The following is a 25,849-nucleotide window of genomic DNA, read 5'->3' on the forward strand; positions in this document are numbered from 1 at the left end:
GTCGTGGGGGGCGTGATGGGCGGCGGGGTGGGCTTGTCCTTCTTGGTATTGGTGAAGGTGACGGTGGTCTTCGCGGCGGGCTTGGCAGTGATCTTGACGGGGGTGGCGTCGAGTTCGTAGCCGGTGGGCGCCTTGGTCTCGGTGCCGGTGTAGGCGGTGCCCGTGCGGGAGGAGACGGGGAGCGGGGTGGTGGCGGTGCCGTCCTTGCCGGTGGTCAGGGTGATCGTCTTGCCGGTGCCGGTGGCGGGGGTGATGTTGATGACGGCGCCGGCCAGGGGCTTGCCGGTCTTCCTGTCGGTCTTCTTCACGAGCAGCTCGGCGGGCTTGAAGGTGTCGATGATCGTGATCTTCGCGGTGTGCTCGGGGGTGACGATGACCTCCTGGTCGGGGGCCAGGTCGTGGAGGGGGCTGCCGGTCGATGTCTCCTTGAGGCGGTAGGTGCCGGGGTGGACGTCCTCGAAGAGCAGCTTGCCGTCGGCGTTTGTCTTGCCGGTCAGGGCCTTGGTGCCGTTGAGGGTGTCGAGCAGGGCGAACGCGGCGCCGGCTAGCAGGGTGCCGTCCGGGTCCTTCTTGGTGATCTCGACGGCGCCCGGCGGGATCTCGGGGGCGCTGGCGAAGGCGGTCGGGGCCCAGATCAGAGAGCTGGTTGCCAGGGTGGTCACGGCGACGGTGGCCGCACGGCGGGGGGCACGCATGAAGAAGGAGTTCTCCTCGGTCAGGTGGTGGGCGGAACGCCTTGAGGGCGGAAGTCAGCGAGAGCGGGTAGCCGGCATTGGGACGGGTGCCGGGGCGGGGCGTGCGGGAGGCGGGCTCGTCCGAAGGAGAAGTGGCCGCGTGCCGTCAGGTGGCGGCTAGGACAAGGGCGTGCTGCCTGTCCATCTACACGCTGCGGGTTGTCGGGTTCGGGACCGGTGGGGCGGAACCCGAGGCTCCTGGTCAGCTGGCCGTGTCGCTCGTGCGCCGGCGGCGGCTGAACAGGTAGAGGCCCGAGCCGCTGGCGAGCAGAGCGGTCGCGCCGGCGATCAGCCACGGTGTGGTGTCCGCGCCGGTGTGGGCGAGGGAGCCGGACGGGGGAGCCGAGGGCGTGGTCGGCGCGACCGGGGGCGTCGTGGGCGGGGCTGGCGGAGTGGTCGGCGGAGCCGGGGGCGGGGTGGTCGGGACGGGCTGGTCGGCGAGGGTGACCGTGACGTCGGCGCCGGGCTTAGCAGTGAAGGCGACGGGGGTGGTGTCGAGCTGGTAGCCGTCGGGGGCCTTGGTCTCGGCGGCCCAGTAGCGGGTGCCGGTCTTGAGGGTGACGTCGAGGTCGGCCTCGGCGGTGCCGTTCGTGCCGGTGGTCAGCGTGGTGACGACCTTGCCGGGGATGTGCTTGCCGGTCTTGTCCGTCTCATCGGCCCGGATGGCGATGACCGCGCCCGCGAGCGCCCGGCCGGTGTTCTTGTCGATCTTCTTCACCGACAGGTCGGCCTTCTTGAACGGGTCGATCAGGTCGATCGGGTTGGCCTGGGCGGTGCGTCCGGCGGTGATGGTGATGGTCTGCTCGGGCACGAGGTCGTGGACGGGGCTGCCGGAGGAGGTCTCGCGCAGGCGGTAGGTGCCGGCCCGGAGCTGGTCGAAGGCGAGGACACCGTGCTCGTCGGTCTTGCCCGCGGCGACCTTCTTCCGGTCCTTGTCCAGGAGCTCGAAGGCGGCGCCGACCAGGCGGCTGCCCTCGGGGTCCTTCTTCCGGATGGTGACGCCGCCGGTCGCCTCGTCCACGGTGACGGTGGCCGAGTCCTCCGCGCTCGTGGTGCCGCCGGCGAGGAGCATGCGCTGAGCGGCGGGGTTCTTCGGGGTGAGGACCTGCAGGTCGGTGGCGGGCAGGCCGTCGGTCTTCGCGGTGACGCTGGCGGTGCCCGCGGTCTTCGCGGTGAACTCCCACTGGGCGGTGCCGCTCGCGCTCGTGGTGACCTTCCCTGTGGCGGTGCCGGAGCCGGACTCGGCCAGCGCGACGGTCACCTTGGGCACGGGGGTGCCCGCGCTCGTGGTGACCTTTACGGCGATGGTGACCTTCGTCCCGGCGGTGGTGGTCGTCACCGAGGGGGTGATCGTGAGGGTGTAGGGGCCGGCGAGCCGCTTGGCCTCGGTGATGTAGCCCTGGGCGAGGGTGCGGGCAGTCGGGGACACGACCGGGTAGGCCAGGCGCTGCTTGCCGCGAGTGCCGTCGAGGGCGTACGTGCCGCCGGCCAGGTACTCGTACACCACGGCGTCGACGGCTGCCGCCCGCGCGTTGTCGCGGGTCTGCCCGTACCACCCGATCACGTACGCAGCCTGGGCGAGACGCTCCTTCGGCACGGCCTTGCCGGTCACCGACGACGTCCAGGACGTCACCGGCCGCGGGGCGCCGTAACCGCCTGCGTCGGCAGGGCCCTTGCGCTCGGGGTCGGCGCAGTAGGTCTCGGCGTCGCCGTGAACGGCCGGTCCCGGCGGGCCGTAGGCACCGATGTGGCTGGAGCCGGCGTTCCCTTCGGAGTCCGGGATGGTGTAGCCCGGGCCAAGGATTTCGCCGGCCGAAGGCACCGCCAGAGCCGGGGTGGCCAGGACAGTGCCCGCTGTGCAGGCGGCGACCGCGACGGCCAGGTGTACAGATCGGGCGGAGCAAAGACGCATGGAGATGGTGAAGTCCTGTCGGAGTGGGCGTCGGTGGGGAGAGAACCGGCGAGGTGGGGCTACCGGCTGTGTGAGAGCGGGGCGACGGCCCGCCCGGGGAGGGCCGCAGAGGGCTTCGTTTCCGTACGGATCCGCAGGGCGCCGGGGAACCAGATCTGGACGTAGCGGTCGATCGCCTTGCGGAGGCCGGAGGTGCCGATGCCTTGCCAGGGCGGAGCGTCGGCGTGGCCCCAGTCGGTGAAGGTGCCGTAGCTCCCTTCCCCGGGCCTGGTGCCCAGTCGTTTGTCCCGGGCGACGAAGGCGTCGTGGTCGGCGAAGCTCAGCCACTGGGCGTCGATCAACCCGCGTTCTAGGTGAACGACTTCGAGGCGCAGGCCGTCGTAGCGCTGGTGCATGCGGGTGTCGGTGAAGCTGATTCGCAGTCGGAGAGGCAGGTCGGGGGCGGGTCTGGCGTAGTAGGTGTCTCCGACGACGGCCGCCTCCGGATACGGGAGGGTGAGGTGGTCGTCGAAGAACTGCTCGGCGAACAGGGACAAGTGCGGACTCCTGGTGGTCAGCGGCGGGCAGCGGGACGGGCGGGCAGAAGCGCCGAGGGGGTGGCCGTGCTCCAGCGCGGGACGCTGCCGACGGGGACCGGGCGGCGGGCAGCGATCCGGGATCGGATGTCGCGCGGCGTGGGGACCGGTGCCCGGGGCGGTTCGACCGGAGTGAGGGTGGCGTGGGCGGCCAGACGCGGATGAAGGGTGTCTCGCCAGCGGGGCAGAGGTGCCGGGTCGGTGAACGCCTTCGCAGTGGCGGCGATCAAGTGGGAGGGCGTCCGGGAGCTGAAGGCGATCCCGGCGCGCGTGCCCCACCCAGGGGGTCCGGCCCACAGCGTGATCGCCTCGTCGGGGTACCGGTCGACGATGTCGATGCTCGCCCCGGCCTGCCCGTCAGGGGCGGTGACGTGCAGCCGTCCGCGGTCCGGGCCGCTGAGTGTCCAGCCGGCCGCGATCAGTGGCGCGACGGCGTCGGACCGGAGGCCGGCGGCGTGGAGGAAGCGGTCGCTGTCTTCCGCCCAGTCGTGCGCGAGCGCGTTGGTCAGGGCGCCGACCAGTTCGGGGGGCGTGTTCTGGTTGGCGGTGGCCGTCCACTGCGGTGAGGACATCGCGTCGGGTGCGGCGCTGATGGTCCACAGGTCGTAGTCGTCTCCGGCCCAGCCGATCCGGATGCGGTGGTCCGGGCTGGTGACGACGAGCTGGTGGGGGCCGTCGTCGAGGTGGTGGTGGGGCCAGTGGGAGACGGGCGCGAAGCCGGCGTCGCCGTGGCCGGAGGATCCGGCCAGGTATCGGGGGGTGACGTAGACGTCTCCGTCCACGGGCTGGAGGGCAGGCAGGGGTAGCTCCGGGTGGGTGAGGAGGGGGTGATCAGCGCATGGTGGGTGCGGCTGGGGCTGGAAGCGGGGCAGGCGCGGGCGCGGGCGGCGCCGTGTCCGGTGTCCGCGTCGGCACGGCGGCGGCGCGGGCCTCGGCGACGAGTCGGCGTTTGAGGCTGGCGCGTTCGCCGGGCGGGAGTTCGATCAGGCCGTCGCCGGTGGTGTGCGGGAGCAGGCCGGTGACGAGGCGAGAGGCGGCGACCGGCTGCTGGTTGACGAGGCGGTCGATGGCCGCCTCGACGGCCCGGCGGCGCAGGTCGTGTTCCGGGGACGAGCGGCGGCGTTCGGTGACGGTGGCGGCGTAGTGGCGGAGGAGGTGCTTGCGTTCGGCTTGGCGCTGCCAGACGGCGGTGAGGAAGCGGCGGCTGTTGAAGACCTTGTACGCGTCGGTCTCCGGCAGGTCGTAGACGCCGGCGGGCAGCGGACCGAGGACCGAGGAGCTGGAAGCCCGGGCCACGGGGATGGTCAGCTCGGCGAGTTCATCCAGAGCCTGGGCCCAGCGCCGCTGGAGGAGCGGGTGGCGCAGGGCCGTGGTGCGGGCGTTCTGGGCCCGGACGTCGTCGGCGACCAGGCCGCGGAAGGCGACGGCGCCCTTGGCGAGCAGATCGTCCACCTGCTGGGTGCACGGCTCGGGGAGAAGACCGTCGTCCCATCCTTCCTCGACCGTGCCGAAGACGTCGGCAGCGGCGGGGCGGAGGGGAAATCCAGCCTCGGCGAATGTCCTGGTCAGCAGCCGGTTGAAGTGGTCGGGAAGGGCGTCCACGAGCCAGTTTCGGGCCATGATGATGACGTCGGTGGAGGGCGGCGTGGCCTCGGCTTCCCGCTGTCGTCCCTCCTCGCGCCGCACGGCGGTGGTCTTCCGGGTGACCTCGTGCAGGGCGGTGCGGACGCGTCGCAGGAGGCGGGCGGTCCGGGCTGCGCGGGCGTCGCCGTGGTAGGTCATCCGCTCGGCGGCGACCTGGAGGTCACCCTGGGCGAAGGTGAGGGCGTCGTGCAGCTGGAGGAGGCGTCCGGGGGTGTGGAGGGCCTCGTGCTGTTCGGGGCGGAGCCGGCCGTCGGCGTCGGCGATCGCGGCCGTGACCAGCTGGTCGAACCGCTCCTCTATATAGAGGGCGAAGGATCGGTTGTCGAGGGAGGCGAGCTCGTGCAGGCGCAGACGCTGCTCGTGCCGGGTGTCGTCGGTCGGCTGGGTCATGGCGGGGCGGTTCCTTGTACGGGTCGGTGTCACGCGGTCGCGGGGCGCCGGGCGGCGGGGTGGCTGCGGAGCTTGGCGAAGGAGACGGCGAGGCCGAGGGCCTGCAGGACGGCGCAGGCGGTGATGGCGTGGCCCAGCAGGTCGGGCGGGGTGAGGGCGACCAGGGCTCCAGCGATCGGGAAGGGGGCCAGGAGCAGCAGGATGATCAGGGAGAGGGTGGCGCCGAAGACCTCGGCGGGGACCAGGCGGGCGCGCAGGGTGCGCAGGACGACGGTCATGCCTGCCTCGCCAGCCATGAGGAGGGCCACGAGGACCAGGAAGACGGTGTAGGTGTGGGCGGTGGCGAGGGCGAGGCAGGTGGCGGAGGCGAGGGCGGCGGCTGCGGCGCCGACCGGCCACAGGCCGACGCGGTCGATGGCGAGGCGGGCGAGGGCGACCATGGCCAGGGAGGCGACGGCGGCGGCTGACCAGACCAGGCCGACCTGGCTGCTGGTACCGCCGAGCTGCTGGATGACCAGTACGGGGCCGGCGGCCTGGACCAGGCCGATCGCGCAGTTGGAGAGGAGCAGGCCGACGCACAGCCACCCCAGGGCGGGCAGCGACCGGAGCGTCTTCCAGCCGGTCTTGATGCCTTGGACGACCGGGGCGGGAGCCTCCTGCGGCCAAATGGGGCGCTGGCGCGGGGCGAGCGCGGCGCCGAGCAGGGAGCAGGCGGCGATCGTCAGGAGCATGCCGGTCGCGCCGACGTACTGCAGCAGGACGCCGGCCAGGGCCGGACCGGCGAGCGTGGCGCACTGGTCGATCCCGAGCAGGACGGCCTGAACCCGGTGTGCGTGTTCGCCCGCGTCCCGGCTCGCGGCGCCGCCGGCGGTCTCGGCCGCGATGTACGCGAACTCGCTGAGGACGCCCGTCGCGGCGGCGAGCACCATGACGGTGACGATGGCGCCCAGGCCATCGCCCATCGCGGGCAGGGCGCCGGCGGCGGCCAGGACGACCACGGCCCGCAGCACCGAGGCGGTGCGCAGCACACGAGTGCTGCCGACCCTGTCGACTGCGGCACCCGCGAGCGCGAAGGCCGAGAGCCTGGGGAGCCATTCGAGAACAAAGGCCAGGCCCGTCAGGGTGGCGGAGTCGGTGACCGCGAGGACCAGGAGGGGGATGCCGTAGGTGCTCATCGCGAACGCGCCGGCATCCGCGGTGCGCGGGACGTAGACGCCGCGCACGGGGCCGAAGACCGGGATGCGGGCGTGGCGGCCGGCGGGCGGCCGGGAGGTGGAATGGGTGCGGGACATGGGACGTTTCCGGTGGAAGGTGCCTAGTTTCAGAGCCCGTTGGGGCGGCGGGCCGGGGCGCGTCTCACCGCAGGGGCGGGAGCGGCGGTGGCCTGGGAGAGTGCCTTGAAGGCGTGGCACAGGCCGGTCAGGTGGCGTACGGCGTCGCCGCGGCGGGCGAGGAGCATGTCGATCTGCGGGCCGGTGAGCTGCAGGACGCCGTCGGTGGAACGGTGGCGGTACTGGTCGCGGCCGTCGGCGACGCGGCTGAGCTGATCAATGGCGTACTCGGCCTGCTGGTGGAGCTGCTCGGCGATGCCATCGAGCACGTCGGCCTCCTCGCGGATGAGGCGGCTAAGGAGGGCAGCCGCCTGGCCGCTGGCGGGATCCCGGACGGGCATCCCGCCGAGCAGGGAGCGGACGGTGGCTTCGCCGAGCCGGGGCGCCGGCCGGGGCGGCCGGGTCACCGGCAGGGGCCGGTCGTCGGGGAGGAGAACAGGTCGGCCGGCCGCCAGGTCTTCGCCGGGGCAGGAGCGGGTGGCTGGGCAACCGGCAGAGCAGGACGCGTGCTCTGCCGGGCCTGATGGGCTGCCCACTGCCCCGTCCGCGCGGCGGCCGGGAGGCGGGGGGCGCCCCACAGCGGGTGGCTGGCCGCGTCCTTGTGGGGCCGGCCGCTCGCCCAAACGGAGGCGGCACGGTAGACGGGGGCCAGGGCGTGGGCGGCGTCGGTGAGACTCAGCTCCATCCCCTCGTCCTCGGCCCCGGTGGGCCAGACGGGCTGGCGGACGGAGACGAGACGGTCGTCGATGAGCCGGTGCACGGGCGGGTACACCGCGCTGGGGCTGTAGCCGGGGAGCAGCGTCTTGCGCAGGGACACGATGCTGGACGGCCCGCGTTCCTTGAGGGCCCACAGCAGGGGGGTGGCGTGCCGGTAGGAGATCAGGGCAAGGGCGTCCTCGGCGTTCTGGGCGGCCGGGATCCGCTCGGGCAGCTGCATCACCTGCGGCTTGCCCTCCATGATGATCGTCGTCTCGACGAGCTCCTTGTCGAGGTGCTGATCGCCGTACTCCGCCAGGGCGTGCAGCGTCGGAAGGAGTGCACGGCCGCGGTCGGTGAGGCCGTAGGTGACGTGCCGGTGGGTCACCTCGGTGCGCTCCAGCAGCCCGGTCTCGCACAGCGCGCGCAGGCGCGGGGTGATCTGACTGGCGATGAGCCAGGGGAGGCGGGACTGGATCTCGGTGTAGCGCAGGCCCTTCGGCTCGGAGGCGAGGGTCATGAGCATCCAGACGCTCCAGCGCGGCGCGATCATCTCCAGCGTCTCGGCGACGCGACGCAGGTCGGGGGAAAGGGCTCGGGCAGCGGCCACGACGGAACTCCAGCGGAAGAAGAGGAACGGGGTGGGAAGCGGGTTACCGCGCGCGGGCGGCGGGAGAGACGACGGCCGGCGGCAGGTCGACGGCGGTCTCGGGGAGGGCTGGTGGGGTGACCGGCGCTGGCTCGGGTACGCGGTGGAGGCTCTGCAGGACGTCGCCGAGGACCTGGTGGTGTGCGTCTCGGGCGGTGACGGCGTGAGCCAGGCGGCGGGCGGCGTCGATGATGTGCCCAGCGTCTGTGGCCTCGAAGGTGCGCCCGGGAGCGGTCAGGCGATGCAGCTGCTCGGCGTAGAAGACGACGCCGTGGTCGGCGTGCTGCAGGGCGTCGAAGGCGTTGAGCAAGGCGTACCGCATGGTGCCCGGTTCGGCCCCGACCGCGAGTTCGGTGACCGGTCGGCCGTAGAGAGCTGCGATCCGGTCCCCCGCCGCCCGGGAGGCGGCGTACGGATCGGGCACTCAGCGTCCCCGTGCTGCCGGCCGGATCTGTGCCGAGGAGGCGGGCTGCGCGGGAGGCAGAGTGCTGGTCAGGGGGGTGAGGCGGGTGGTCGGCGGCGGCATCGCGGCCAGAAGTGCGTCCAGCGTTCGGATGTATCCGCGCCGGCCGTCGAGCGCGGCGTCGAGCCAGTACACGTCGGTCTGGAGGGTCTCCGCCGAGAGCTCGTCCAGGTTTCCGGCGGGGGCCATGCTCGCGTGGACGCGGTCGCGGACGCGGACGACCTGCTCCTCGGACAGGGCGAGCATCGCCCGCACCTCAAGGGCCCTGGTGAGTGCGGGGGACGCCCCCGACCGAACGACCTGCGCGTAGAGGTCGGCGAGCGGAGCGCCGAAGGCCCGCTCCAGCGCCTCGTCACGGCTGCTCTTCTTGTCGGCGACGCTCATCGTGCGATTCCGATCTGCGCGGGCCGAGCCGGGGCGGCCACAGGGAGCGTGGTGGTCAGCCGGGGCGCCGGACTGGTTCGCGCGCGCTGTGGTCCGGCCGGGACCTCCACCAGCGCGCTCACCCACTGGGCGTACAGGTCCCGCGCTTCGACAGCCCGGTTCACCTGGTGGGCCAGGCCCATCACCGGGTCGTCCAGGACCTCGCCCGTGGCCGTCTCCAGGGCGGCGACAAGCGCGTCCTCGGCTTCCTCCAGCGCCGACTGCGCCTGGGTGAGCAGGCCGTAAGCGTGGATGACGCTGGTGAGTCCGGCCGTGGCGGACGCCTGGTTCGCGGACCGGATCAGTTCGTCGAGCGGCGTCCCGAATCGGGTTTCGATGCGGCCGGCCAGCACGGCGACGATCTCGCCGTCGAGGAAGTCGGGGGTCTCGGACACGGAAGGTGCTCCAGGAGGGGATGAAAGGCGGGGAAGGTCAGGGGCGGTCACGGTCGTCGCGGCGGTTGTGCCCGGCGTCGGCTGAGCCGGGGGCACTTGCGGCTGGGGCGACGTGACGTCCTCCGCCGGACGGGGCCGTCCGGCCGGCCAGCCGGGGCGGATGAGACCGGAACGCGAGGGGGCGGCTCGGAAGGACGGTGGCTTCGATGAAAGCGGGCGAGTAGCACACGGCGGAGGCTCCGGACCAGGGGAAACAGGGAAATGCAGCCCCGCGAAAGGGCCGCTGTAGTAGGCAAGGGTCCGGAGAATCCCCGGTTTCGGAAACCGGGGATCCGCCGCTATATTGCGCACTTTTGATGCTGGCCGAACCTGTCCGAGAGCGGCGGCCTCGGTGGCGTAGGCCCGGCCAGGTCAGCGTCCTGGTGGTCTGGCCGTTGTCGGTGCCGGGGTGACGGGCGCGACCGTCGGCGCGGTGCCCCGGACGGTGGGGGCGGGCGGCTTGAGCGGTGGGGCGTCTCCGTCGCTCCACGCTTCCCACCACTGGATGGCCTGGTCGTAGGTGGCGAAGCCGCCCTCGCGCAGGGTGTGTGTGCCGGTGCTCATGTCGACGCACTCCCGCAGGATCCTGAACTCCGGTCCGGCCTCCGAGCTGAGGGAGCGCAGCATCACCACGGTCTCGGGTGCGTCGCGCTCGTCGTCGGTATAGCTGGCGAGCAGGGCGAAGTGGTCGCCGTCGCGGCGGATGCGGGTTTCCAGGGCGTGCGTGACGGCGTCGGCCGGCTGGTAGCGGTCGGGGCCGACCACGGCGGCCGGGCAGCCTCGCGCGATCAGCCACGATTCGGCCATCGCGATCAGCGGGAACTCTGTGCTGTCGATCGTGAAGGTGCGGGCTTTCAGGTCCCGGGCGACGTGTACCGCTCTGAGCTGCGGTGCCCCGGGGATACCCCAGGTAGCGCCCTCGTCGTACAGGACGAGGTAGGCGTCGGTCCACGTGCGGGAGGTCCTCGTGGCAGGGAGCGGCGGGCTCGAAGCCGTCGAGTTCGTAGTCGGGGCTGTCGTCGGTCACGTGCGATGGGGGCTCTCGGTCGAAGGGAGGGTGGTCGCGGCGCCGTCGTGTCCCCGCTGCAGGGGCAGGGACACGACGCGGTGCGACGAGTCACGCAGGTGCCGGACGGGGGTGTCCGGAAGGTCGGGCAGCGCCCGGCTGCGGGATCAGTCGAGGCACATGCGGACGTCGCGGTAGACGTAGGTGCCGGAGACCCAGCCCTTCACGCCGGTGGTGAGGTCGGTGATGTAGTGCCAGCCGCTCCGGGAGGAGTGGACGGTGAAGCGGTGGCCCTTGTAGAGGACGCCCACGGCGGTGGAGCTGGTCGTGGGGCTCTTGCGGATCTTGACGGCGCTGGTGCCGATGGTCCACGGACCGGGGAGGTCGCAGGCGCGGACGAGCGGAGTGGCCGCAGGGGCTGTGGTGGTCGCGGCGGCGGCCGCGGAGGCTGCGGCCGGGACAGCGGCGGTGGCGAGGGCGACGGCGCACAGGGCGGCACGGGTGAAACGCACGGAGGAACTCCTTGAGGGTTCTGGGATGAGGGAAGGCGGGGCTGCTGGGCGGGCAGAGCGTCCGCCCGCGGCAAGGCTGGTGGCCTCGGGGCCGTCCGCCGTTGGGCGGCGGGCGGTGATTCAGCGGCTGCGCGCCGGAACCGGCCAGGCGCCGGCGGGGCGGCCGGGCACGGCAGACTTCTGCGGCGCGGGGTGGCGGGAGCCGACGAGGGTGGAGCGGCCGGCGTCGGTGAGGGTGACGGGCTGGCCGACGATCAGATCGCGGGAGGCGTCTCTGGCGACGAGGCCGTGGTGTTCGAGGCGCTGGAAGGCCATGTAGTCCACAAGACGGCCCTGGGTCGTCCGCACGGAGACCCGGTGGGTGTGCAGGTGCTCGCGGACAGTTCCGCCGGCGGCGAGCGAGAGCAGGGCGGCCAGGTCGTGCGCGGTGAGTTCGGCGCTGATCGCGGGCGTAGGCGGGGCGGAGGCTCGGACCCTCTCCAGGGCAGCAGCGGCACGGAGTTGCCTCTCGTCCCGGTCGTCAACGGCCTGAGCGAGGTCCCGTAGGGTCCGCCGCATCCGGTCGAGCAGGGCGTCGTCGACGACGTGCGCGCCAGAAGACAGCTGCATCAGCACGTTGCGGTGGTAGGCGACCGCGGTCTCGGCGACCCCGAGGTCGCGGTGCGCGGACGCCAGGGCGGCGCGGTCCTCCGAGAGCAGCCCGGCGTGGTGATCGTGATGCAGGCCGGCCAGGTCTCCCACGGCCTGCTCGATCGGCCCGTCCAGGGCTGTCGGGGCCGTAGTGCGGGGCGCAGCTGTCACCGGGTCTGCCAGAAGCCCGCGCAATCCGAGCAGAGGACGGCGAGGAGGGCCGTGCGCCGGTACGACTTGCGGCGTCGGCCGTCCGGGAGGGTGATGTCGCGGCTGGAGACCTCATACGGGCGAAGCAGCGTGGCCAGTCTGGCCTGCGTGAGGGACGCGTACGGCCAGCGGCCCTCGGCCACACCCGGCAAAGTCCGAAGTCCGTCGACGAGGTCAGCAGAGGCCAGGGCGTCCGGGGAGCCGTACGCGGAGAAGACGGCCAGACAGGCAGCCGCGATGCACTCCTCGCCGAGAGGACGACGAGGGAAGCAGCACGGGTCTATCTGAGGGACGGCCCCGCACCGGTCGGTCTCGACCGGGACGGCCGGTGCCGAGCAGGCGTCGTCGCCCAGCAGGCGATCCACCTCCCGCCCTGCTGCGATCAGATCCTTGAGGATGGCCGCGATGTCCTCGATCTCGTCGTCGACCTCAGCGCCGGTGACCGGCCTCGGCCCGTTGACGATGTCGAGCAGTTCACGTTCGAGGTCGTCCTGGCGTGCCTTCGCGTCCAGGAGGGCCTGGTGGTGCGGGTTCGGCTCGGGCGTGCGGGCGTCCGTGAGGTCGTCGTCCAGGAGGGCGCCAAGGAGGCGGAGGAACGGGCTTCGGGTGGTCAACGCTGAGGCCCTTTGGGGTCGTTGTGGTGCGTGGGCGAGGTGAACAGGTCCGCCGGTCGCCACGGCGGCGCCGGCGAAGCAGTCGTGGCGGCCCTGGTCCCGGGCTGCGGAGCGTTGCTCTGCAGCTGAGGCGGGATGGTGCGGGCCGCGTGGACACGAGGGCCCGCGGGTGGGCGCGGCCGGTTCACGCGGGCGCGGACGATGTCGTACACCTCGTGCCGGGCGCGGGGCCGGACGGCGACGATGTGCGCCTCGACGGTGTGCTGAGAGCTGGGCGGGGCCTTCTGCAGGCGGTAGACGATCCGCCACTCGGCGCCGGCGCCGAGGTAGAGCTTGCGGTACTCGCGCAGCTCGTAGGCGAGTTCAGGACCGGTGATCCGGGCCCGGACGACGCCCTCGATCAGGTCGAGTGCCCGGTCCCGGATGTCCTGCGGCAGGGCACGCAGGTCCGTGAGGGCGCCGGGGTTGAACGACAGCCCGTAGGCAGGGCGGGGCTCGGCCGTCATGACGCGGGGCCGGCTTCGGTCGAGGGCGCGTCACCGTTCTCCTGCCGCGATCGGGCATCGCGGGCGAGGGTCCTGGTCGACGGGCCGGGACCACGGAGGAGCCGGTGCTCGGGACGCTCCGGGTCCGTCTGGCAGGCGCTGAGCGGCCCGCCGGCCGAGCGGACGTGGGCCATGGCGTGGGTGAGGAAGTCGCGGTGCCAGACGAACATCCCGGACGCGCCGGCGTCCGGCTCCTTGTGCTGCTGGTAGGCCATCCACAAGGCGTGCAGCCACGCCACGACGTCGAGGTGCTCCTGCCACTCGGGGCACCAGGGAGCGGCGGTGGTGATCTCGGCGCCGTAGACGTCCATCAGGACGTCGTCGACCCAGTCGCTCAACACGGCCAGCTCGTCCTCGAACTCGTTGCCTTCCAGCTCCAGGATCGGCTTGGGGTCCGGTGGCGGGGTGAAGGCCGGTATGCCGGGGAAGCCGGCGAATGGCATGCCCGCCGACCGTGGATCGGCCGGCGGGGCGGCTGCGAGACGGTCGATGACCCGCGCTTGTTCGGCCGAGCGATCGAGGAGTTTCCGGACGGACACCTCGATCGATTCGAGGTCCGGCTCCGGAACACGGACGGGCTCCAATTCCCCGCCGTCGGGGGACTCGGTGAATTCGGACACGAAAAGGATCTCCTTGCAGCCGGAGCCGGTGACTCAGTGGCTCCGATGGTCCGGAGAATCCCCGGTTTCGGAAACCGGGGATCGGCCGCTATATTGCGCCCTTCAGCTCAGGCGCCGAGGACGAAGTCCTCCTGGGACGCGGTCTCCCGCAGGGTCTCCGACAGGCGCTCGGTGGCGACGGACGCGTACTCCTCGGTCTTCTCGATGCCGATGAACTGCCGTCCTTCGAGCAGAGCGGCCACGCCGGTGGAGCCGGAGCCGGCGCAGAAGTCCAGGACCGTGCCGCCGGGCGGGGCGATCTTGACCAGCTCGCGCATCACCGAGACGGGCTTCTGGGTGATGTGCTTGCGGTCCTTGCCCGAGGGCTGCGAGGCGCTGTACAGGCCGGGCAGGTAGACGGGGTTCGCGGAGGCGTTGACCCGGCCCTTCGCTCCCCAGACGATGAACTCGCAGTCCTGCCGGAACTTGCCCTTCTGGGGCCTGGCCTGCGGCTTGTGCCAGGTCAGGACGCCCAGCCACAGCCAGCCGGCGGCCTGGAGGGCATCCGTGGTCGCCGGGAGCTGACGCCAGTCGGTGAACAGCAGCGCCGTCCCGCCGGTCTTCGTGGCCCGGTGCGCCTCGGTCATGATCTGCGTCAGCCAGAGCGTGTAACTGCGCTGGTCCATGTTCTCGCCCGTGAAATCGGGCAGGACGTGCTTGGCGTCCGCGGAGACGTACTTCTGCCGGGCCGAACGGCTCGTGCGCTCCTGCGCGGTCCGGCCACCGCTGTTGTACGGCGGGTCGGTGATGACGGAGTCGGCGCAGCCGTCGGGCAGGGTCGACAGGACGCTCAGCGCGTCACCGTGGTGCAGGGAAAAAGACATGAGGGTGCCCCAATTCGGAGGAGAAACGGAAGGAGGGTCCCCTGATGGCAGGCCCGGCGGCAGAAGCCGAGTTCACCCGGGCGCAAAGGGGGAGGCCGAAACTCTAGGGCACGATCCCCGGTTGAGAAGCATCACCACCGAAGAGCCAGGAAAAGCGCTCCGATTCCGGCTGGCGATTTCGGCGACCGGGGATCCGGGTTTACTGTCTTGTCACTGCCCGGCGGACACCGCTGATGGCACCCCCTCCCTCTCCCCACTCCTGCCCAGGAGGCTTTTGTGTTCCGTCCGTAACCCCGTACGCGCTCCGCGCCGCCCTGTTCGCCCTTCCCTCCCACCACCACTGACCTGATACGGAGGCCGCCATGTACCGCCCCTGCTGACCCCACCCGAACTCCTCGTCTTCCCTCCCCGCTCCATGGAGGTCCTGCTGATGTTCCGTCCGTAACACCCCCGCCTGACGGGGTGCGTGAGCCAACACGCGCCCCGGCCAGCCCGCTCTCGCACCACCGCTCCGGCCGCACGGCCCTTCCTCTCGCACACCGTACGGCCGGAGCCCGCCCCGAAGGACTCGCCGTGTCCCTGTCCCGCCCCTTCCCCTCCCCACGCGACCGCTTCGCTGAGCGCCGTCCGGAGACCGCTCGCGAGTGAAGGGCATCGCCGCCGCGATCGGCGCGCTCTGCCTTCCCCCTCTTCTCCTCGCCGGCACGGCCGTTGTCGCCGCCGCCGGCGGATCATCGGCCGTGACAGTGCCGTCCTGCACCACCGCCCCGGTCGACACCGCCGCTGTACAGCAGCAGGTCGCCGCCGTCCTCGCTGGTTCCGGCGCCAAGGGCTCACGTGTCGAGGGCCTCGAACTGCCCGACGAACAGATTCCCCACGCCCGCACCATCGTCGCCACCGGCATCGACCTCGGCGTCCCCGAACGCGGCCAGGTCGTCGCGCTGGCCACCGCGATCCAGGAGTCCCGCCTGCGCAACCTGTCGTACGGCGACCGTGACTCGCTCGGCCTGTTCCAGCAGCGCCCGAGCCAGGGATGGGGAACTCCCGCGCAGATCCGCGACCCCGCCTACGCCAGCAAGAAGTTCTACGAGGGCCTGCTGAAGGTCTCCGGCTGGCAGCAGATGACCATCACCCAGGCCGCGCAGGCCGTACAGCGCTCCGGCTTCCCGGACGCCTACGCCCAGTGGGAGCCCCTCGCCCGCGCCCTGCAGCAGGCACTGGTGACCGCACTCCACGCGCCCGACGGTTCCGCAGGCGGAACACCGGCCCAGCAGCCGGCCGACTCGTGCGAGCCGCAGACCGGCGGTGCCGCCACCGGTCCGATCCCCGAAGGCACGGTCCCGAAGGGATACACGATCCCCGCGGACGCCGATCCTCGCGCGAAGACCGCTCTCGACTGGGCCATGCACCAGCTCGGTACGCCCTATCAGTGGGGCGGGTCCTGCACGGACGCGCACGGCCAAGACCCCCTTAAGCGCTGCGACTGCAGCTCCCTGACCCAGCAGTCGTACAAGGAAGCCGGCATCGCTCTCACCCGGGTCTCCCAGACCCAGGCGCACGAAGGGCGAGCCGTCTCTCTCACCCAGCTCCGCCCGGGCGATCTGCTGTTCAGCCGCGGGACCAAGGCCGCCCCTGAGCACGTCGGTCTGTACGCGGGCCACGGGCTCGTCATCGAGGCCCCGCGCACCGGCCGCAACGTCCGGTTCAGCACCCTCGCGGACTACGCCGCCCACAGCGCGCGCCGGGTCCTCTGACACCGGCCCCGCCCGGCACGCCCTTTCGAGGCGCCGGGCGGGCCGGGCCAACTTCGCGCCGCCGGGCGCTTCTCCCCCCTCCTTCTCTTCCTCTTCTCCCGTTCCCCGGCACGGGCCGCTGAGCCCTGCCCGCACAAGGAGCGCACCACCATCTCCCCCGCCACCCTCACCGCCCTCCCGTACGACCATCTCCTGCTCGCCTTCGACCCCGGCGTTTCCCCGAAAGGTGGCGGCCTGCCGGGCCTCGAAGTCCTGCGCACCGTCGTGAACAGCATCAATTTGTTCGGCATCGTGGCCGTGGTCGGCGCGCTCGCCGTCAGCCTCGGCGTGTGGGCCTGGGGTCACCACACCGGCGGCCACCAGGCCGAGGCCAACGGCAAGAAGGGCGCCGTGGTCGCCGCCGGCGCCGCCCTCGGTCTCGGCGCCGCCAACGGAATCGTGGCCTTCTTCTCCGCCCTCGGGTCCCAGGTCCAGTAATGGGGAAACGTTCCCTCTCCCCCCGTGTCGGCTGGAGGCCATCACGACGGGTCGTCATCGCCGCCGGCGCGCTGATCATGCTGCTGCTCGTGGCCGGCGTGGTCGCCTGGTGGACCGGCAGCAGCAAGACGGCCGACGCCTCGCCACAGCCGCACGCCACGACCTCGCCCCCTGCCGGCGCCGCCGGTTCGGCTCCTCCTCCGGACGGCGAATCGGCAGCGCCGGTAGCTGGGCCGCCTCCGGTCTCTGACCCGCTCGTCTTCGCCCGGGCAGCAGCGACGATGCTGTGGTCCTTCGACGCCCGGACCACCAGCCACGCCGAGCAGCTCGCCGGGATGAAGTCCTGGATGACGTCCGAATCCGCATACGCGGACTGGGACTCCGTGCAGGCCCAGATCCCCGACCCGGTGCTGTGGTCGCGGCTGAAGGACAACGGCCAGCACGCCACCGCAGCCGTCTCCGAGGCGCACTTCCCCAGTGCCTTCAAGCAGGCCATCGCCGACGATCCCGCCGCGATCACCGAGGCGTACATCTACGCCGTCACCGTGCGCGGCAAGACCCAGCTGGCCTGGACCGGGGGCGGGTCGGGAGCCGAGGACCGCCAGATCACCCTGGCCGTCCAGTGCCGGCCCAGCGCGGACTGCCGCCTGGTCGCCGTCGCCCCGCGCGTCGCCCCGTAACTCTCTCCTGCATCTCCTGACCCGAAAGGACGCCCGACGTGGGCTTCTGTGACCTGCCCGTCGCCGGTTCGATCTGCGACATCGGCGACGCGATCGAGTTCGCCTCCGATCCCGTCGGCGCGATCGGGAACTGGATGGTGCAGAGCGCCGGTGACCTCGCCGCCGCGGCGGCCGACCTGGCTGCCAAGGCCATCGACCGCACCACCGCCATCGACCTCGGCGCGAGCTGGTTCCGCGACAACTACGAGACGATCTTGCCCATCGGCCTCATCGTGCTGGTCGCCACCTTCTGCGCCCAGCTCGTCAGAGCCGCCGTCAAGCGAGACGGCCAAGCCCTCGTCCAGGCCCTCACCGGAACAGCGAGCGGCATTCTCTTCGCATTCTGTGCGATCACCTTCACCACCGTGGCCATCGAAGTCGTCGACGCGCTGTCCGCCGGACTGTTCGCGGCGGCCGGCACGGACATCGCCTCCGCCGTGCGCCGGATCGTGAAGGTCTCGGCCATCGGTGCCGTCGCCGGACTGGGCTGGCTCGTCGCGGTCATCGCCGCGCTCGCCTCAGCCGCAGGAGCGTTCCTGTTCTGGTGCGTGATGATGGTCCGGAAGGTCGGCATCCTGATCCTCGTCACCTTGGCCGTGTTCGCGGGAGCGGGCGGCGGCTGGGAGGTCGCCCGCCGGTGGCGCCGCGGCTGGATCGAAGCCACCGCCACCCTCGTCGTCTCCAAGCTCCTGATGACGATCGTCTTCGTCCTCGGCATCTCCGCGCTCGGCGAAGCCGACAGCAAGGACGGCCTCGCCGCCCTGGCGGACGTCGCGGCAGGCATGGTGATCATGCTGCTCGTGCTGCTGTGCCCGTACATGGTCTTCAAGTTCGTCCACTGGGCGTCCGAGGGCACCGACGGCGAGTCCATCCACCGCGCCGGTGGCGCGGGAGCTTCGGTGGCCCGCCAGCACGCCGAGAACGCCGGCCGTAAGGCGGCAGCGGCAGCGGCGACCGCCGGCACGGGCGGCGCCGCCGCCGGAGCCGGCGCGGCAGGAAGTGCCCAGGCTGGCGGTGGCGGGTTCCCCGGCGACATCGCCGCCAACCCCGCGACCAGCACCGGCATGCAGAGCGAAGGCTCCAAGGGCGACTCGGAGAGCCGTCTGCAGGACCTGCTCCAGCAGACGATCTCGCCGCAGTCCCAGGGCGGCGGAACGCCCGACGGCCAGGAGGGCACCCCTCCGAGCTGGAGCGGTAACTGGGCCGGCAGCGAAGCGACTTCCGCGGGACAGCAGAGCGGTGAGCTCGGCAGCAGTTCGGCCGCGATGGCGCCCGCTCACGGAGCCGCGAGCAGCGACTCCGCACCCGCCGGCCCGCCGGGCCCGTAGCCGCCCCTCCCGTACACCCGCCGCCGGGGGCAGGGGCCCCTCCCCGCCCTGCCCCCGGCTCCTCCCTCCCGGAAGCGATCGTGTCCTCCGTTTTCACCGTCAAATTCCCTACCCGGTCGCGCCGCGGCATCCTCCTCGGCCTGACCCTCCCCCAGCTCGTCCTGGTCTCCTCGACCCTCGCCGTGCTGCTGGCCACCGTGGTGACCGCGGGCCTGCTCGGCGCCGTCGTCCTGGCTCCGCTGTGGCTCACCACCGCCGTCCTGGTCGGCGTACGGCGCGACGGCCGCTCCCTGATCGACTGGGCGCCGCTCGCCGGACGCTTCGCCCATCGACGCCGCACCGGCCAGACCCTGTGGCGCGTCCGCCCCGTCTCCCGGCCCCGAGTGGAGGGGCTGCTGCACCTGCCCGGCACCGCCGCATCCCTGCGCGTCGCCACCGCCGGCTCCGGGGCCGCCGCCGTCCACGACCCCCACAACCAGACCCTGACCGCCGTCGCCCGCGTCAGCTCCCGGGCCTTCGCGCTGCTCGACCCGGCCACCCAGACCGCCAACGTATCCGCGTGGGGCCGGGCCCTTGCCGGCATCGCCCGCACCGGACGCATCTCGACCGTGCAGGTCCTGGAGCGGACCGTGCCGAACTCCGGCGACAGCCTCACCCGGCACTGGACCGAGCACGGCAACCCCCATGCCCCGATCGCCGGCCAGATCTACACCGAACTCCTCGCTTCGGCCGGACCTGCCGCCGCCCCGCACGAGGCGTACCTCGCCATCGCCCTGGACCTGAAGGCCGCCAAACGCCTGATCAGCCAGGCCGGCGGCGGCCTCGCCGGCGCCTTCACCGTCATGGAACAGACCACCTCCTCGGTCGCCCAGGCCGCCCGCAACGCGGGCCTGACCGTCTCCGGATGGCTGGGGCCCCAGGAGATCGCCGCCGTGCTGCGCACCGCGTACGACCCGGCGTCCACCGCGCACCTGCAGCGGTGGTCCGAGACCGGCCAGGCCGAGGCCGACCCTGCCGCCGCCGGACCCGTCGCCCAGGTCGAGGAGGCCGACCGGCTGGTCACCGACAGCGCCCGACACGCCACCTTCTGGATCGAGAACTGGCCACGCACCGAGACGAGCCCGGGCTTCCTGCACAGCCTGATGTTCAGCGCCGGCGTCCGCCGCGCCTTCTCCCTCATCTACGCGCCCCAGGGCATCGACTCCGCTCTGCGGGACGTCCAGCGCCGCAAGGCCGCGATCATCGCGGACGCCTCCGAGCGCCAGCGTCGCGGCCAGGTCGACTCCGAAGCCGACAGCGTCGAGTACGCCGACGTGAAGACCCGCGAGAAGCAGCTCATCTCCGGTCACGCCGACGTCGCCCTCACCGGACTGCTCACCGTCTCCGCCGACACCGACCAGGACCTCGACGCCGCCTGCACCCAGATCGAGACGGCCGCCGCCGACGCCCAGGTCGACCTGCGGCGCCTGATCTACCAGCAGGCCGACGCCTTCATCACCGCGGCCCTCCCGCTCGCCCGCAGCACCCTGTAGCCCGCCCTGCCGCCCGACGGCGTCCTCCTTCCCCGCGAGAAGCCCATGTCCCCTGATGACCGCCGCGACGCCTTCGACGGTGACGCGTACCCCTACCTGCGGGCCGCCACCGCCGGGCTGCGCCACCACACCCGCGCCCAGAGCGCGACCGGCCAGGCCCAGCCCAGCGACCGGCCCCAACTTGACGCGCTCCACGCCCACCTCACCGCCCTGCACCGCCTCATCGACCAGGCCGCCGAGCAGACCCGCCCCGAGCGCCCGGCAGCCGGACGTCACCTGGCCACGGCCCACGCCCGCGTGTGGCAGGCCGCCGACTCCGTCCACGCGGCCTTCCACCTGGTCCCCGCAGCCACGGAGGACGAGAAGTGCCAGCCCAACCGGCTTCCCGAGGGACCGCCCTTCCTCACCATCTGCCAGCGGCACCTCGCCGCCGTCCACGCGATCCGGCGCAAGACCACCGCCGCCGACCTCGCGTCCTGAACCGTCCTACTGGAAGCGTCCCTTGTCCCACCGCCGCGCCAGCGCCACTCCCCTGTTCACCCCGCATGGCATCGACCGCGCCCAGCGCCGGGCTCTGCGCAAGCAGACCGCCCGCGCAGAAGCCCGGGCCCGCACCGCCGCCGGCACCGGACCCGACCAGCAGTTCGGGGAAGCAGCCTTCCCCTCGCCGTTCTACCCACCCACCGGACGTCCCGGTCCCGCCTCCGCCCGCGGCAACCGCCTCAAGCTCCCCGCCCACCGCATGACCACCGCCGTCGCCAGCGCCGCCTACCCCTTCCTCGCCGAAGGCGGCCTGGGCGCCGACGGCATCTACATCGGCAAGGACCTCCACGCCGAAGGCAGCTTCACCTTCGACCCGTTCTCCCTGTACGGGCGCGTCGAGGGCTTCACCAACCCCAACGTGCTGCTCGCCGGGGTGATCGGTCAGGGCAAGTCCGCCCTGGCCAAGAGCCTGGCCCTGCGCAGCATCGCCTTCGGCTATCGCGTCTACGTCCCGTGCGACCCCAAGGGTGAATGGTCGGACGTCGCCCGGGCCTTGGGCGGCGAGTCCATCGCGCTCGGCCCGGGCCTGCCCGGCCGCCTCAACCCCCTCGACGCCGCGCCCCGGCCCTCAACCATCCCGGAGTCGGAATGGGCGGGAGAGGTCCGCACTCGCCGTCTGCTCCTGCTTGCTTCCCTGGCCCGCACCGTCCTGGGCCGCGATCTGCTGCCCATGGAGCACACGGCCCTCGACATCGCGCTCGACAGCGCCGTCGCCCGGGCCGCCGCCACCGGCCGCGAGCCTCTCCTCGGCGACATCGCCCATGCCCTGGCCGACGGCCCCGGCCTCGAACTGGCCGGCGGCCTGCTCTCCGGACGCCTCGGCGACGCCGCCCGCGACCTCGCCCACGCCATGCGCCGCCTGGTCTTCGGCGACCTGGCGGGCATGTTCGACGCCCCGTCGACCACGGTCTTCGACCCCTACCGGCCGATGCTCACCGTCGACCTCTCCCGCCTCGGCGGCAGCGACGACACCGCGCTCGTCCTCGCCATGACCTGCGCCTCCGCGTGGATGGAAGCCGCCCTCACCGACCCCGGCGGCGGACGGCGCTGGGTGGTCTACGACGAGGCGTGGCGCGTGCTGCGGCACCCTGCCCTCCTCATGCGCATGCAGGGCCAGTGGAAGCTCTCCCGCGGCCTGGGCATCGCGAACCTGATGGTGATCCACCGCCTGTCCGACCTGCTCTCCGCCGGCGACGCCGGCAGCCAGAGCCGCGCCCTGGCCGAGGGCCTGCTCGCCGACTGCAGCACGCGCGTGATCTACCGCCAGGAGACCGACCAGCTCGCCGCCGCCTCCAGCCTCCTCGGCCTGACCTCCGTAGAAGCCGGAGCCCTGTCCCACCTCAGCCGGGGCCGCGGCCTATGGAAGGTCGCCGGACGCAGCTTCGTCGTCCAACATCAGCTGCACGCAGCCGAGTTGGACCTGTTCGACACCGATTCCCGTATGCATTGACCCCTCCTCCTGGAGTTCCCCTGCACCCCGATTACGAGCACTACGACAACATCGGTCGTAGCACCGAACAGATCATCGCCGCGCACTTCGGCATGGCGACGGAGGACGACCTCCTGCGATGGGCTCGTCGTGACGCCGAGGGGTACCTCGCCGAGCGTTCTCTGCCGACTGGCTCGCCTGCCCCTCTCGACACCGCCGCGTATCGCGCCGCACTCAACGAGGCCCGGACAATCGCCGAGGTCAGTGCGGTGACCAGACACCTGATAGAAGTCTGCAGGCCCGTGCTGGAGTCGATGGGCCAGGTCCTGTCGGACATCGCCGACTGGAACGGCCGGTATGGGAAGTCGGAAGCCGACTCCCCGTCCCGGAAGGTGATGGAGGCGGCCAACCGCCTCGTGTCCACGCTCTGGGACGCCGAGGCAGCCGACCTCGCCGCGCTCCGGGCGACGTACGACCCCGCTCCTACACGACCGGGGCCGAAGCCCGCGCCGGGCCTCCCTCCTGCCCCGCCCGAGGCGCCGTCCTCCGGCCCTAAGCCCAGCCGCTAACCCCTTCCGGAGGCTGAACTTGTCGACCCGTTCCTTCATCGCTCGCCCCACCGACCCCTCGACCGGAAGCCGGTACGCCGGCCGTTACTGCCACTTCGACGGCTACCCCGAGAACCAGCTCCCCCTGCTGCTCGGTGCTCTGCAGTACCGCTTCGCCGGAGACCTCGAAGCCCTTCGCCGCCACCTCATCGACGCCCCGCACGATTGGTCGGGGCTCGGCATGGACCTGCTGGAAGGCGCCCCCGAGCACGTGCTGAACCAGATCGATCCGCACGCGGAGCGCTTCCCCAGCCGCCCCCTCGACGACATCGTCACCCTCTCGGGCGAGCCGGCCGAGCCCATCACCATCACGCAGGCCAACGCCGGCGGCCTCGAATGGGGCTACGTCCTGCACGACCACGGCATCGAGGTCATCGCCCTGACCTGGGACGACCGCGGAGGCCCGATCGTGAGCTGGGACACGTCCCCGCTCGCACGCTTCCAGGGCACCCCGTCGCTGTGGGGCCGCGACCAGCCCGTACCCGTCCGGCCAGCCCGCCCCGCGTTGAAGGCCGTCCCGCCGGTCAGTCCCCTGCCGGCCCCGGCCAAGACCCGCGTCACCCGCTGACCCCGACTCCAGGAGCCCATCCCTGTCCACCCCGCAGATCACCGTCGTCATCGCCACCCAGCTCCGCCCCGACCGCCTGCCCTACCTGGAGGAGATGCACGCGAGCCTCACCCGGCAGACCGTTCCGTGGGAGGCTGTGCTCGTCCTCGACGGCGCTCCGCCCGAAAACGTGCCTGCCTCGATCGCCGCCGACCCGCGAGTACGGGTTCTCGCCCTGCCCCGTCCGGTCGGCGCCGCCTGCGCCCGCAACCTCGGCCTGAACCTCGTGAACACCGAGTTCGTGAACTGGGCCGACGACGATGACGTCTTCCCCGACTGGAGCCTGGGCGTACGGCTGGCTGCAGTCACCGACCGTCTCGGGTGGGTCGCCGGGTACAGCGCGGACTGGCTGCCGGACGGCACCACCCGCGTGTGGGAGTGCCCCACGCCGCCCGGTTTCCACGCCGCCGGCGACGTGGTCACGTACTGGCCGCTCCCGCAGGACACCATCCCGATCGGGCCCACGACGATCCTGGCCCGCACCCGCCTCGTACGCGCGGCCGGCGGCATGGGCGGCCTCGTCCAGGGCGAGGACTACATGACCGCCGTCGGCGTCACCAACCTGGCCCCCGGCGTCCTGCTGCCCCTGCCCGTCTACAAGTACCGCAAGCACGAGGGGCAGATGACACAGGGCGAGCAGTACGACGACCTGGAGCTCGCCGCTCGACAGCACGCCCACGCCTACGGCCACGCCCTGCGCAACGCCTTCGTCGCCGCCCGGGCAGCGTGAACATGGCTGGCACCGCACTGCCGCAGGCACGGCCGGACGCCGAGATCATCCTCTGCGTCAGCGCCAAGGAGGGCCTGGTTGCCATCCCCGTGGGCGAGAAGTACTCCCACGGGCACACCGCCCTCCGCTCGACGAGCGCCTTCGAGAAACAGAAGGCGGGCTTCCACGTCCTGCGCGACCTCAGCACGATGCGCGACGTGATGCCCGCGCTGGCCCAGGCCGCCAAGCTCCATCGGGTCGCACTGACCACCAGCTCCAACCCGTATCTGGGGGACTACGCCCAGAAGCTGGCGCGATGCCTGCCCGGCGACTGGACAGCGACAGTCGAGGTCTACGCCCACCCTGTGTGGCAGGAGGACTGGCTCCCTCTGCTGTGGGACAGCGGTCAGCTCACCGAGGCAATGGAGCGCTGCCGCGTCCCGTACGGCGCTGTCCTCACCAGCTCGACCGGCGCGGAACTGCTCCTGATCGAACAGCCCGGCGCCGCAGGTCGCTACCTGCTCGGCGCGTGCGCGAGCAGCACCTTCGACGACAACTACGACAATCCGTTCGCTCCGCCGGCCATCGGGTTGCCCAAATACCCGAAGCTCGCCGCCGCCCAGGTGACGACCAGCTTTCTTCCCCGTTATGAGCACGCGGTGCACAAGCGCCTGTTGGCGGAGGTCGAGAGCGGGCACGGACGTCTGGAAGTCCTGCGGCGCTCTGCCGGTGACGGCCACGCCGAGAGCTCGACGGTCGTGCTCCGCCGGCTTCGCCCCCGCGCGGCGCACCTCCTCGACCGAGTCTGGTGGGCCACCACCCCGGACCGGGCGGATGCCGAGGCGCTGGACCGGCTGGACGCTCTGCTCCGGCCGGGGCGAGGCGAGCGGCCCTCTGTATTCAGGGCGCCGGCCCCGCTGCCCTCTGCGTCGGCCGACGACGTGCGCCGATGGCTCGCCGACGCCCCCGTACTCCTGAAGCACGCCCGGGCCACCCTGCCACCCCCGTCCGCGGCCGACTCCCGCAGGGCACTCGCCTCGACTCCCCGAGCCCTCGCAGCCCCGACCGCCTCAGGTCGCGGCCGGTGAGCCCGCTCTCCTTCCTCCCCTCCCACTCCGAGGACGTACATGCCCCATATCCCCCATTTCCACTTCGGCCTCGACCCCGACCTCGGTGTCGTAGCCCGACCGACAACAGAGGTCACGCCGCATCTGGCCAACTGGTACCTGGTGCGTGAGCAGTTCGAGCTCGTTCCCGGCACCGCGGATCTGTACCGGCTCACCTGGCAGAACCACGATCCTTGGCGACGAGGCCGGCAAGCCGTGCACGATCTCCGCCAAGCCGGATTTGCCGTCCAGGCCGACTACAGCCTCGATCCCGCCCAGTCCGCCCCGCCCGCTCAGGCACGAGGCAACGGGCTGACCGAGCGCCGAGCCCGCATCGCAGCGGCGGCAGCCAGCCGCTCCCCTCAGCGCCCCCTCACGACCGCGCCCTCGACAACGGCGCCCATCCCCGCCGCCGGACCGGTTCGCGCTGCTGTCTCGCGGGGGCGGTGACCCGTGGACGACGCCTCAATTCGCATCGTCCGTGAGCGCGGCGGCGAAGTGGAAGTCACCGGCCCTGTCGAGCCGCTCGCCATGGAACTGCTCCTGAGGGCCGGCTTTCTGGCCCAGCCGACACTGAGAGGCCCCTGGATCCGCCTCCCGTTCGACATGGGCGAGACCTGGGAGAACGACCGCGCCCAGTGGGCCGCCGACATGCTCCGCACCGCGCGGTACCCCGTCCTCCTCGACTCCAGCCTCAGCTCCGCTCCTCCCCACGCCCCGCCCCATCGCCGCGCTCCCGCCCTGCGCGCGGCTCCGTCGCGACGCCGCTGACGCGCCGCCTTCCGG

General features: G+C 72.2%; 31 protein-coding genes. 13 read left to right on the forward strand and 18 right to left on the reverse strand.

The annotated features are described in order from the left end of the window. The 18 genes from IF73_RS0117455 to IF73_RS0117540 all read right to left on the reverse strand — a co-directional run. The coding region (locus tag IF73_RS0117455) for a SpaA isopeptide-forming pilin-related protein (protein WP_031008826.1) at nucleotides 1-695 on the reverse strand (695 nt) is incomplete at its 3' end. A 241-nt stretch (nucleotides 696-936) separates the two neighbouring features. Next, nucleotides 937-2,646, reverse strand: coding sequence for an MSCRAMM family protein (locus tag IF73_RS0117460; RefSeq protein ID WP_031008828.1), 1,710 nt, complete (start codon nucleotides 2,644-2,646; stop codon nucleotides 937-939). 59 nt (nucleotides 2,647-2,705) lie between these two features. Further along, a complete protein-coding gene (locus IF73_RS0117465) occupies nucleotides 2,706-3,182 on the reverse strand; it encodes a hypothetical protein (RefSeq protein WP_031008830.1) in 477 nt (158 codons plus the stop codon). A gap of 17 nt (nucleotides 3,183-3,199) precedes the next feature. After that, on the reverse strand, nucleotides 3,200-4,003 hold the full coding sequence (locus IF73_RS0117470; protein WP_051716892.1) for a DUF317 domain-containing protein: 804 nt from the start codon (nucleotides 4,001-4,003) through the stop codon (nucleotides 3,200-3,202). A gap of 49 nt (nucleotides 4,004-4,052) precedes the next feature. Further along, entirely contained in the window at nucleotides 4,053-5,255 is a 1,203-nt protein-coding gene (locus IF73_RS0117475; RefSeq protein ID WP_051716894.1) for a hypothetical protein, read from the reverse strand. Nucleotides 5,256-5,284: 29 nt separating this feature from the next. Further along, on the reverse strand, nucleotides 5,285-6,547 hold the full coding sequence (locus IF73_RS0117480) for an MFS transporter (RefSeq protein WP_031008836.1): 1,263 nt from the start codon (nucleotides 6,545-6,547) through the stop codon (nucleotides 5,285-5,287). Between the two features lie 29 nt (nucleotides 6,548-6,576). Then, nucleotides 6,577-6,855, reverse strand: a complete 279-nt coding sequence (locus IF73_RS0117485) for a hypothetical protein (RefSeq protein ID WP_158822023.1) — start codon at nucleotides 6,853-6,855, stop codon at nucleotides 6,577-6,579. Nucleotides 6,856-6,989: 134 nt separating this feature from the next. Further along, nucleotides 6,990-7,892 (reverse strand): winged helix-turn-helix transcriptional regulator, encoded by a 903-nt coding sequence (locus tag IF73_RS0117490; protein WP_031008841.1) that lies wholly within the window; start codon nucleotides 7,890-7,892, stop codon nucleotides 6,990-6,992. 43 nt (nucleotides 7,893-7,935) lie between these two features. Beyond that, nucleotides 7,936-8,355 carry a hypothetical protein gene (locus IF73_RS0117495; RefSeq protein ID WP_051716896.1) on the reverse strand — a complete coding sequence of 140 codons (420 nt, stop codon included), beginning with the start codon at nucleotides 8,353-8,355 and terminating at the stop codon, nucleotides 7,936-7,938. Further along, nucleotides 8,356-8,778 carry a hypothetical protein gene (locus tag IF73_RS0117500; RefSeq protein WP_031008846.1) on the reverse strand — a complete coding sequence of 141 codons (423 nt, stop codon included), beginning with the start codon at nucleotides 8,776-8,778 and terminating at the stop codon, nucleotides 8,356-8,358. Continuing rightward, nucleotides 8,775-9,212, reverse strand: coding sequence for a hypothetical protein (locus tag IF73_RS0117505; protein ID WP_037879512.1), 438 nt, complete (start codon nucleotides 9,210-9,212; stop codon nucleotides 8,775-8,777). The genes IF73_RS0117500 and IF73_RS0117505 overlap by 4 nt, the downstream gene beginning before the upstream one ends. 411 nt (nucleotides 9,213-9,623) lie before the next feature. Beyond that, nucleotides 9,624-10,058 carry a hypothetical protein gene (locus tag IF73_RS0117510; protein ID WP_107049272.1) on the reverse strand — a complete coding sequence of 145 codons (435 nt, stop codon included), beginning with the start codon at nucleotides 10,056-10,058 and terminating at the stop codon, nucleotides 9,624-9,626. A 366-nt stretch (nucleotides 10,059-10,424) separates the two neighbouring features. Continuing rightward, nucleotides 10,425-10,769, reverse strand: a complete 345-nt coding sequence (locus IF73_RS0117515) for an SH3 domain-containing protein (RefSeq protein ID WP_063833433.1) — start codon at nucleotides 10,767-10,769, stop codon at nucleotides 10,425-10,427. 120 nt (nucleotides 10,770-10,889) lie between these two features. After that, nucleotides 10,890-11,510 carry a hypothetical protein gene (locus tag IF73_RS0117520; RefSeq protein ID WP_051716898.1) on the reverse strand — a complete coding sequence of 207 codons (621 nt, stop codon included), beginning with the start codon at nucleotides 11,508-11,510 and terminating at the stop codon, nucleotides 10,890-10,892. Nucleotides 11,511-11,566: 56 nt separating this feature from the next. Next, nucleotides 11,567-12,223: a DUF3631 domain-containing protein gene (locus IF73_RS0117525; RefSeq protein WP_031008856.1), complete on the reverse strand. Its 657-nt coding sequence runs from the start codon at nucleotides 12,221-12,223 to the stop codon at nucleotides 11,567-11,569. After that, a complete protein-coding gene (locus IF73_RS0117530) occupies nucleotides 12,220-12,729 on the reverse strand; it encodes a hypothetical protein (protein WP_031008859.1) in 510 nt (169 codons plus the stop codon). The genes IF73_RS0117525 and IF73_RS0117530 overlap by 4 nt, the downstream gene beginning before the upstream one ends. Continuing rightward, complete coding sequence (locus tag IF73_RS0117535) at nucleotides 12,726-13,211, reverse strand: DUF4913 domain-containing protein (RefSeq protein ID WP_324616088.1); 486 nt, start codon at nucleotides 13,209-13,211, stop codon at nucleotides 12,726-12,728. Before IF73_RS0117535 ends, IF73_RS0117530 begins: the two co-directional genes overlap by 4 nt. A 284-nt stretch (nucleotides 13,212-13,495) precedes the next feature. Next, complete coding sequence (locus IF73_RS0117540; protein ID WP_031008863.1) at nucleotides 13,496-14,251, reverse strand: DNA-methyltransferase; 756 nt, start codon at nucleotides 14,249-14,251, stop codon at nucleotides 13,496-13,498. Nucleotides 14,252-14,895: 644 nt separating this feature from the next. Between IF73_RS0117540 and IF73_RS0117545 the strand changes: the two genes are divergently transcribed. From IF73_RS0117545 to IF73_RS41020, 13 genes are all read left to right on the forward strand, one after another. After that, nucleotides 14,896-16,005 (forward strand): C40 family peptidase, encoded by a 1,110-nt coding sequence (locus tag IF73_RS0117545; RefSeq protein ID WP_031008865.1) that lies wholly within the window; start codon nucleotides 14,896-14,898, stop codon nucleotides 16,003-16,005. 192 nt (nucleotides 16,006-16,197) lie between these two features. Then, nucleotides 16,198-16,482: a DUF6112 family protein gene (locus IF73_RS0117550; protein WP_031008868.1), complete on the forward strand. Its 285-nt coding sequence runs from the start codon at nucleotides 16,198-16,200 to the stop codon at nucleotides 16,480-16,482. Continuing rightward, on the forward strand, nucleotides 16,482-17,162 hold the full coding sequence (locus IF73_RS0117555; RefSeq protein WP_031008870.1) for a hypothetical protein: 681 nt from the start codon (nucleotides 16,482-16,484) through the stop codon (nucleotides 17,160-17,162). The genes IF73_RS0117550 and IF73_RS0117555 overlap by 1 nt, the downstream gene beginning before the upstream one ends. A 38-nt stretch (nucleotides 17,163-17,200) precedes the next feature. Next, the gene (locus IF73_RS0117560) at nucleotides 17,201-18,529 is read left to right on the forward strand and encodes an SCO6881 family protein (protein WP_031008872.1); all 1,329 of its coding nucleotides are present in this window, start codon (nucleotides 17,201-17,203) and stop codon (nucleotides 18,527-18,529) included. An 80-nt stretch (nucleotides 18,530-18,609) separates the two neighbouring features. Next, nucleotides 18,610-20,061, forward strand: coding sequence for an SCO6880 family protein (locus IF73_RS0117565; protein WP_107049273.1), 1,452 nt, complete (start codon nucleotides 18,610-18,612; stop codon nucleotides 20,059-20,061). A 45-nt stretch (nucleotides 20,062-20,106) separates the two neighbouring features. After that, nucleotides 20,107-20,541 (forward strand): DUF6238 family protein, encoded by a 435-nt coding sequence (locus IF73_RS0117570; protein WP_031008877.1) that lies wholly within the window; start codon nucleotides 20,107-20,109, stop codon nucleotides 20,539-20,541. Nucleotides 20,542-20,563: 22 nt separating this feature from the next. Then, on the forward strand, nucleotides 20,564-22,054 hold the full coding sequence (locus IF73_RS0117575) for an ATP-binding protein (RefSeq protein ID WP_031008878.1): 1,491 nt from the start codon (nucleotides 20,564-20,566) through the stop codon (nucleotides 22,052-22,054). A 248-nt stretch (nucleotides 22,055-22,302) separates the two neighbouring features. After that, entirely contained in the window at nucleotides 22,303-22,602 is a 300-nt protein-coding gene (locus IF73_RS0117580; protein WP_158822025.1) for a hypothetical protein, read from the forward strand. A 19-nt stretch (nucleotides 22,603-22,621) separates the two neighbouring features. Next, complete coding sequence (locus IF73_RS0117585) at nucleotides 22,622-23,209, forward strand: hypothetical protein (protein WP_051716904.1); 588 nt, start codon at nucleotides 22,622-22,624, stop codon at nucleotides 23,207-23,209. A 37-nt stretch (nucleotides 23,210-23,246) separates the two neighbouring features. Next, a complete protein-coding gene (locus tag IF73_RS0117590; protein WP_031008884.1) occupies nucleotides 23,247-23,978 on the forward strand; it encodes a glycosyltransferase family 2 protein in 732 nt (243 codons plus the stop codon). A gap of 2 nt (nucleotides 23,979-23,980) precedes the next feature. Continuing rightward, the gene (locus IF73_RS38665; protein WP_051716908.1) at nucleotides 23,981-25,045 is read left to right on the forward strand and encodes a hypothetical protein; all 1,065 of its coding nucleotides are present in this window, start codon (nucleotides 23,981-23,983) and stop codon (nucleotides 25,043-25,045) included. 39 nt (nucleotides 25,046-25,084) lie between these two features. After that, nucleotides 25,085-25,513: a hypothetical protein gene (locus tag IF73_RS41015; RefSeq protein ID WP_158822027.1), complete on the forward strand. Its 429-nt coding sequence runs from the start codon at nucleotides 25,085-25,087 to the stop codon at nucleotides 25,511-25,513. Between the two features lie 81 nt (nucleotides 25,514-25,594). Beyond that, nucleotides 25,595-25,834: a hypothetical protein gene (locus tag IF73_RS41020; protein ID WP_158822029.1), complete on the forward strand. Its 240-nt coding sequence runs from the start codon at nucleotides 25,595-25,597 to the stop codon at nucleotides 25,832-25,834. The last annotated feature ends 15 nt before the right edge of the window (nucleotides 25,835-25,849 follow it).

This window comes from Streptomyces sp. NRRL F-5727 (assembly GCF_000719555.1).
GTDB lineage: Bacteria > Actinomycetota > Actinomycetes > Streptomycetales > Streptomycetaceae > Streptomyces.

Coding starts and splice junctions, on each gene's coding strand:
- IF73_RS41015 (WP_158822027.1), top strand. CDS start 25,085: ATGCCCCATATCCCCCATTTCCACTTCGGCCTCGACCCCGACCTCGGT.
- IF73_RS0117570 (WP_031008877.1), top strand. CDS start 20,107: ATGTCCCCTGATGACCGCCGCGACGCCTTCGACGGTGACGCGTACCCC.
- IF73_RS41020 (WP_158822029.1), top strand. CDS start 25,595: ATGGAACTGCTCCTGAGGGCCGGCTTTCTGGCCCAGCCGACACTGAGA.
- IF73_RS0117540 (WP_031008863.1), bottom strand. CDS start 14,251: ATGTCTTTTTCCCTGCACCACGGTGACGCGCTGAGCGTCCTGTCGACC.
- IF73_RS0117535 (WP_324616088.1), bottom strand. CDS start 13,211: ATGCCATTCGCCGGCTTCCCCGGCATACCGGCCTTCACCCCGCCACCG.
- IF73_RS0117475 (WP_051716894.1), bottom strand. CDS start 5,255: ATGACCCAGCCGACCGACGACACCCGGCACGAGCAGCGTCTGCGCCTG.
- IF73_RS0117480 (WP_031008836.1), bottom strand. CDS start 6,547: ATGTCCCGCACCCATTCCACCTCCCGGCCGCCCGCCGGCCGCCACGCC.
- IF73_RS0117555 (WP_031008870.1), top strand. CDS start 16,482: ATGGGGAAACGTTCCCTCTCCCCCCGTGTCGGCTGGAGGCCATCACGA.
- IF73_RS0117460 (WP_031008828.1), bottom strand. CDS start 2,646: ATGCGTCTTTGCTCCGCCCGATCTGTACACCTGGCCGTCGCGGTCGCC.
- IF73_RS0117500 (WP_031008846.1), bottom strand. CDS start 8,778: ATGAGCGTCGCCGACAAGAAGAGCAGCCGTGACGAGGCGCTGGAGCGG.
- IF73_RS38665 (WP_051716908.1), top strand. CDS start 23,981: ATGGCTGGCACCGCACTGCCGCAGGCACGGCCGGACGCCGAGATCATC.
- IF73_RS0117510 (WP_107049272.1), bottom strand. CDS start 10,058: ATGGCCGAATCGTGGCTGATCGCGCGAGGCTGCCCGGCCGCCGTGGTC.
- IF73_RS0117530 (WP_031008859.1), bottom strand. CDS start 12,729: ATGACGGCCGAGCCCCGCCCTGCCTACGGGCTGTCGTTCAACCCCGGC.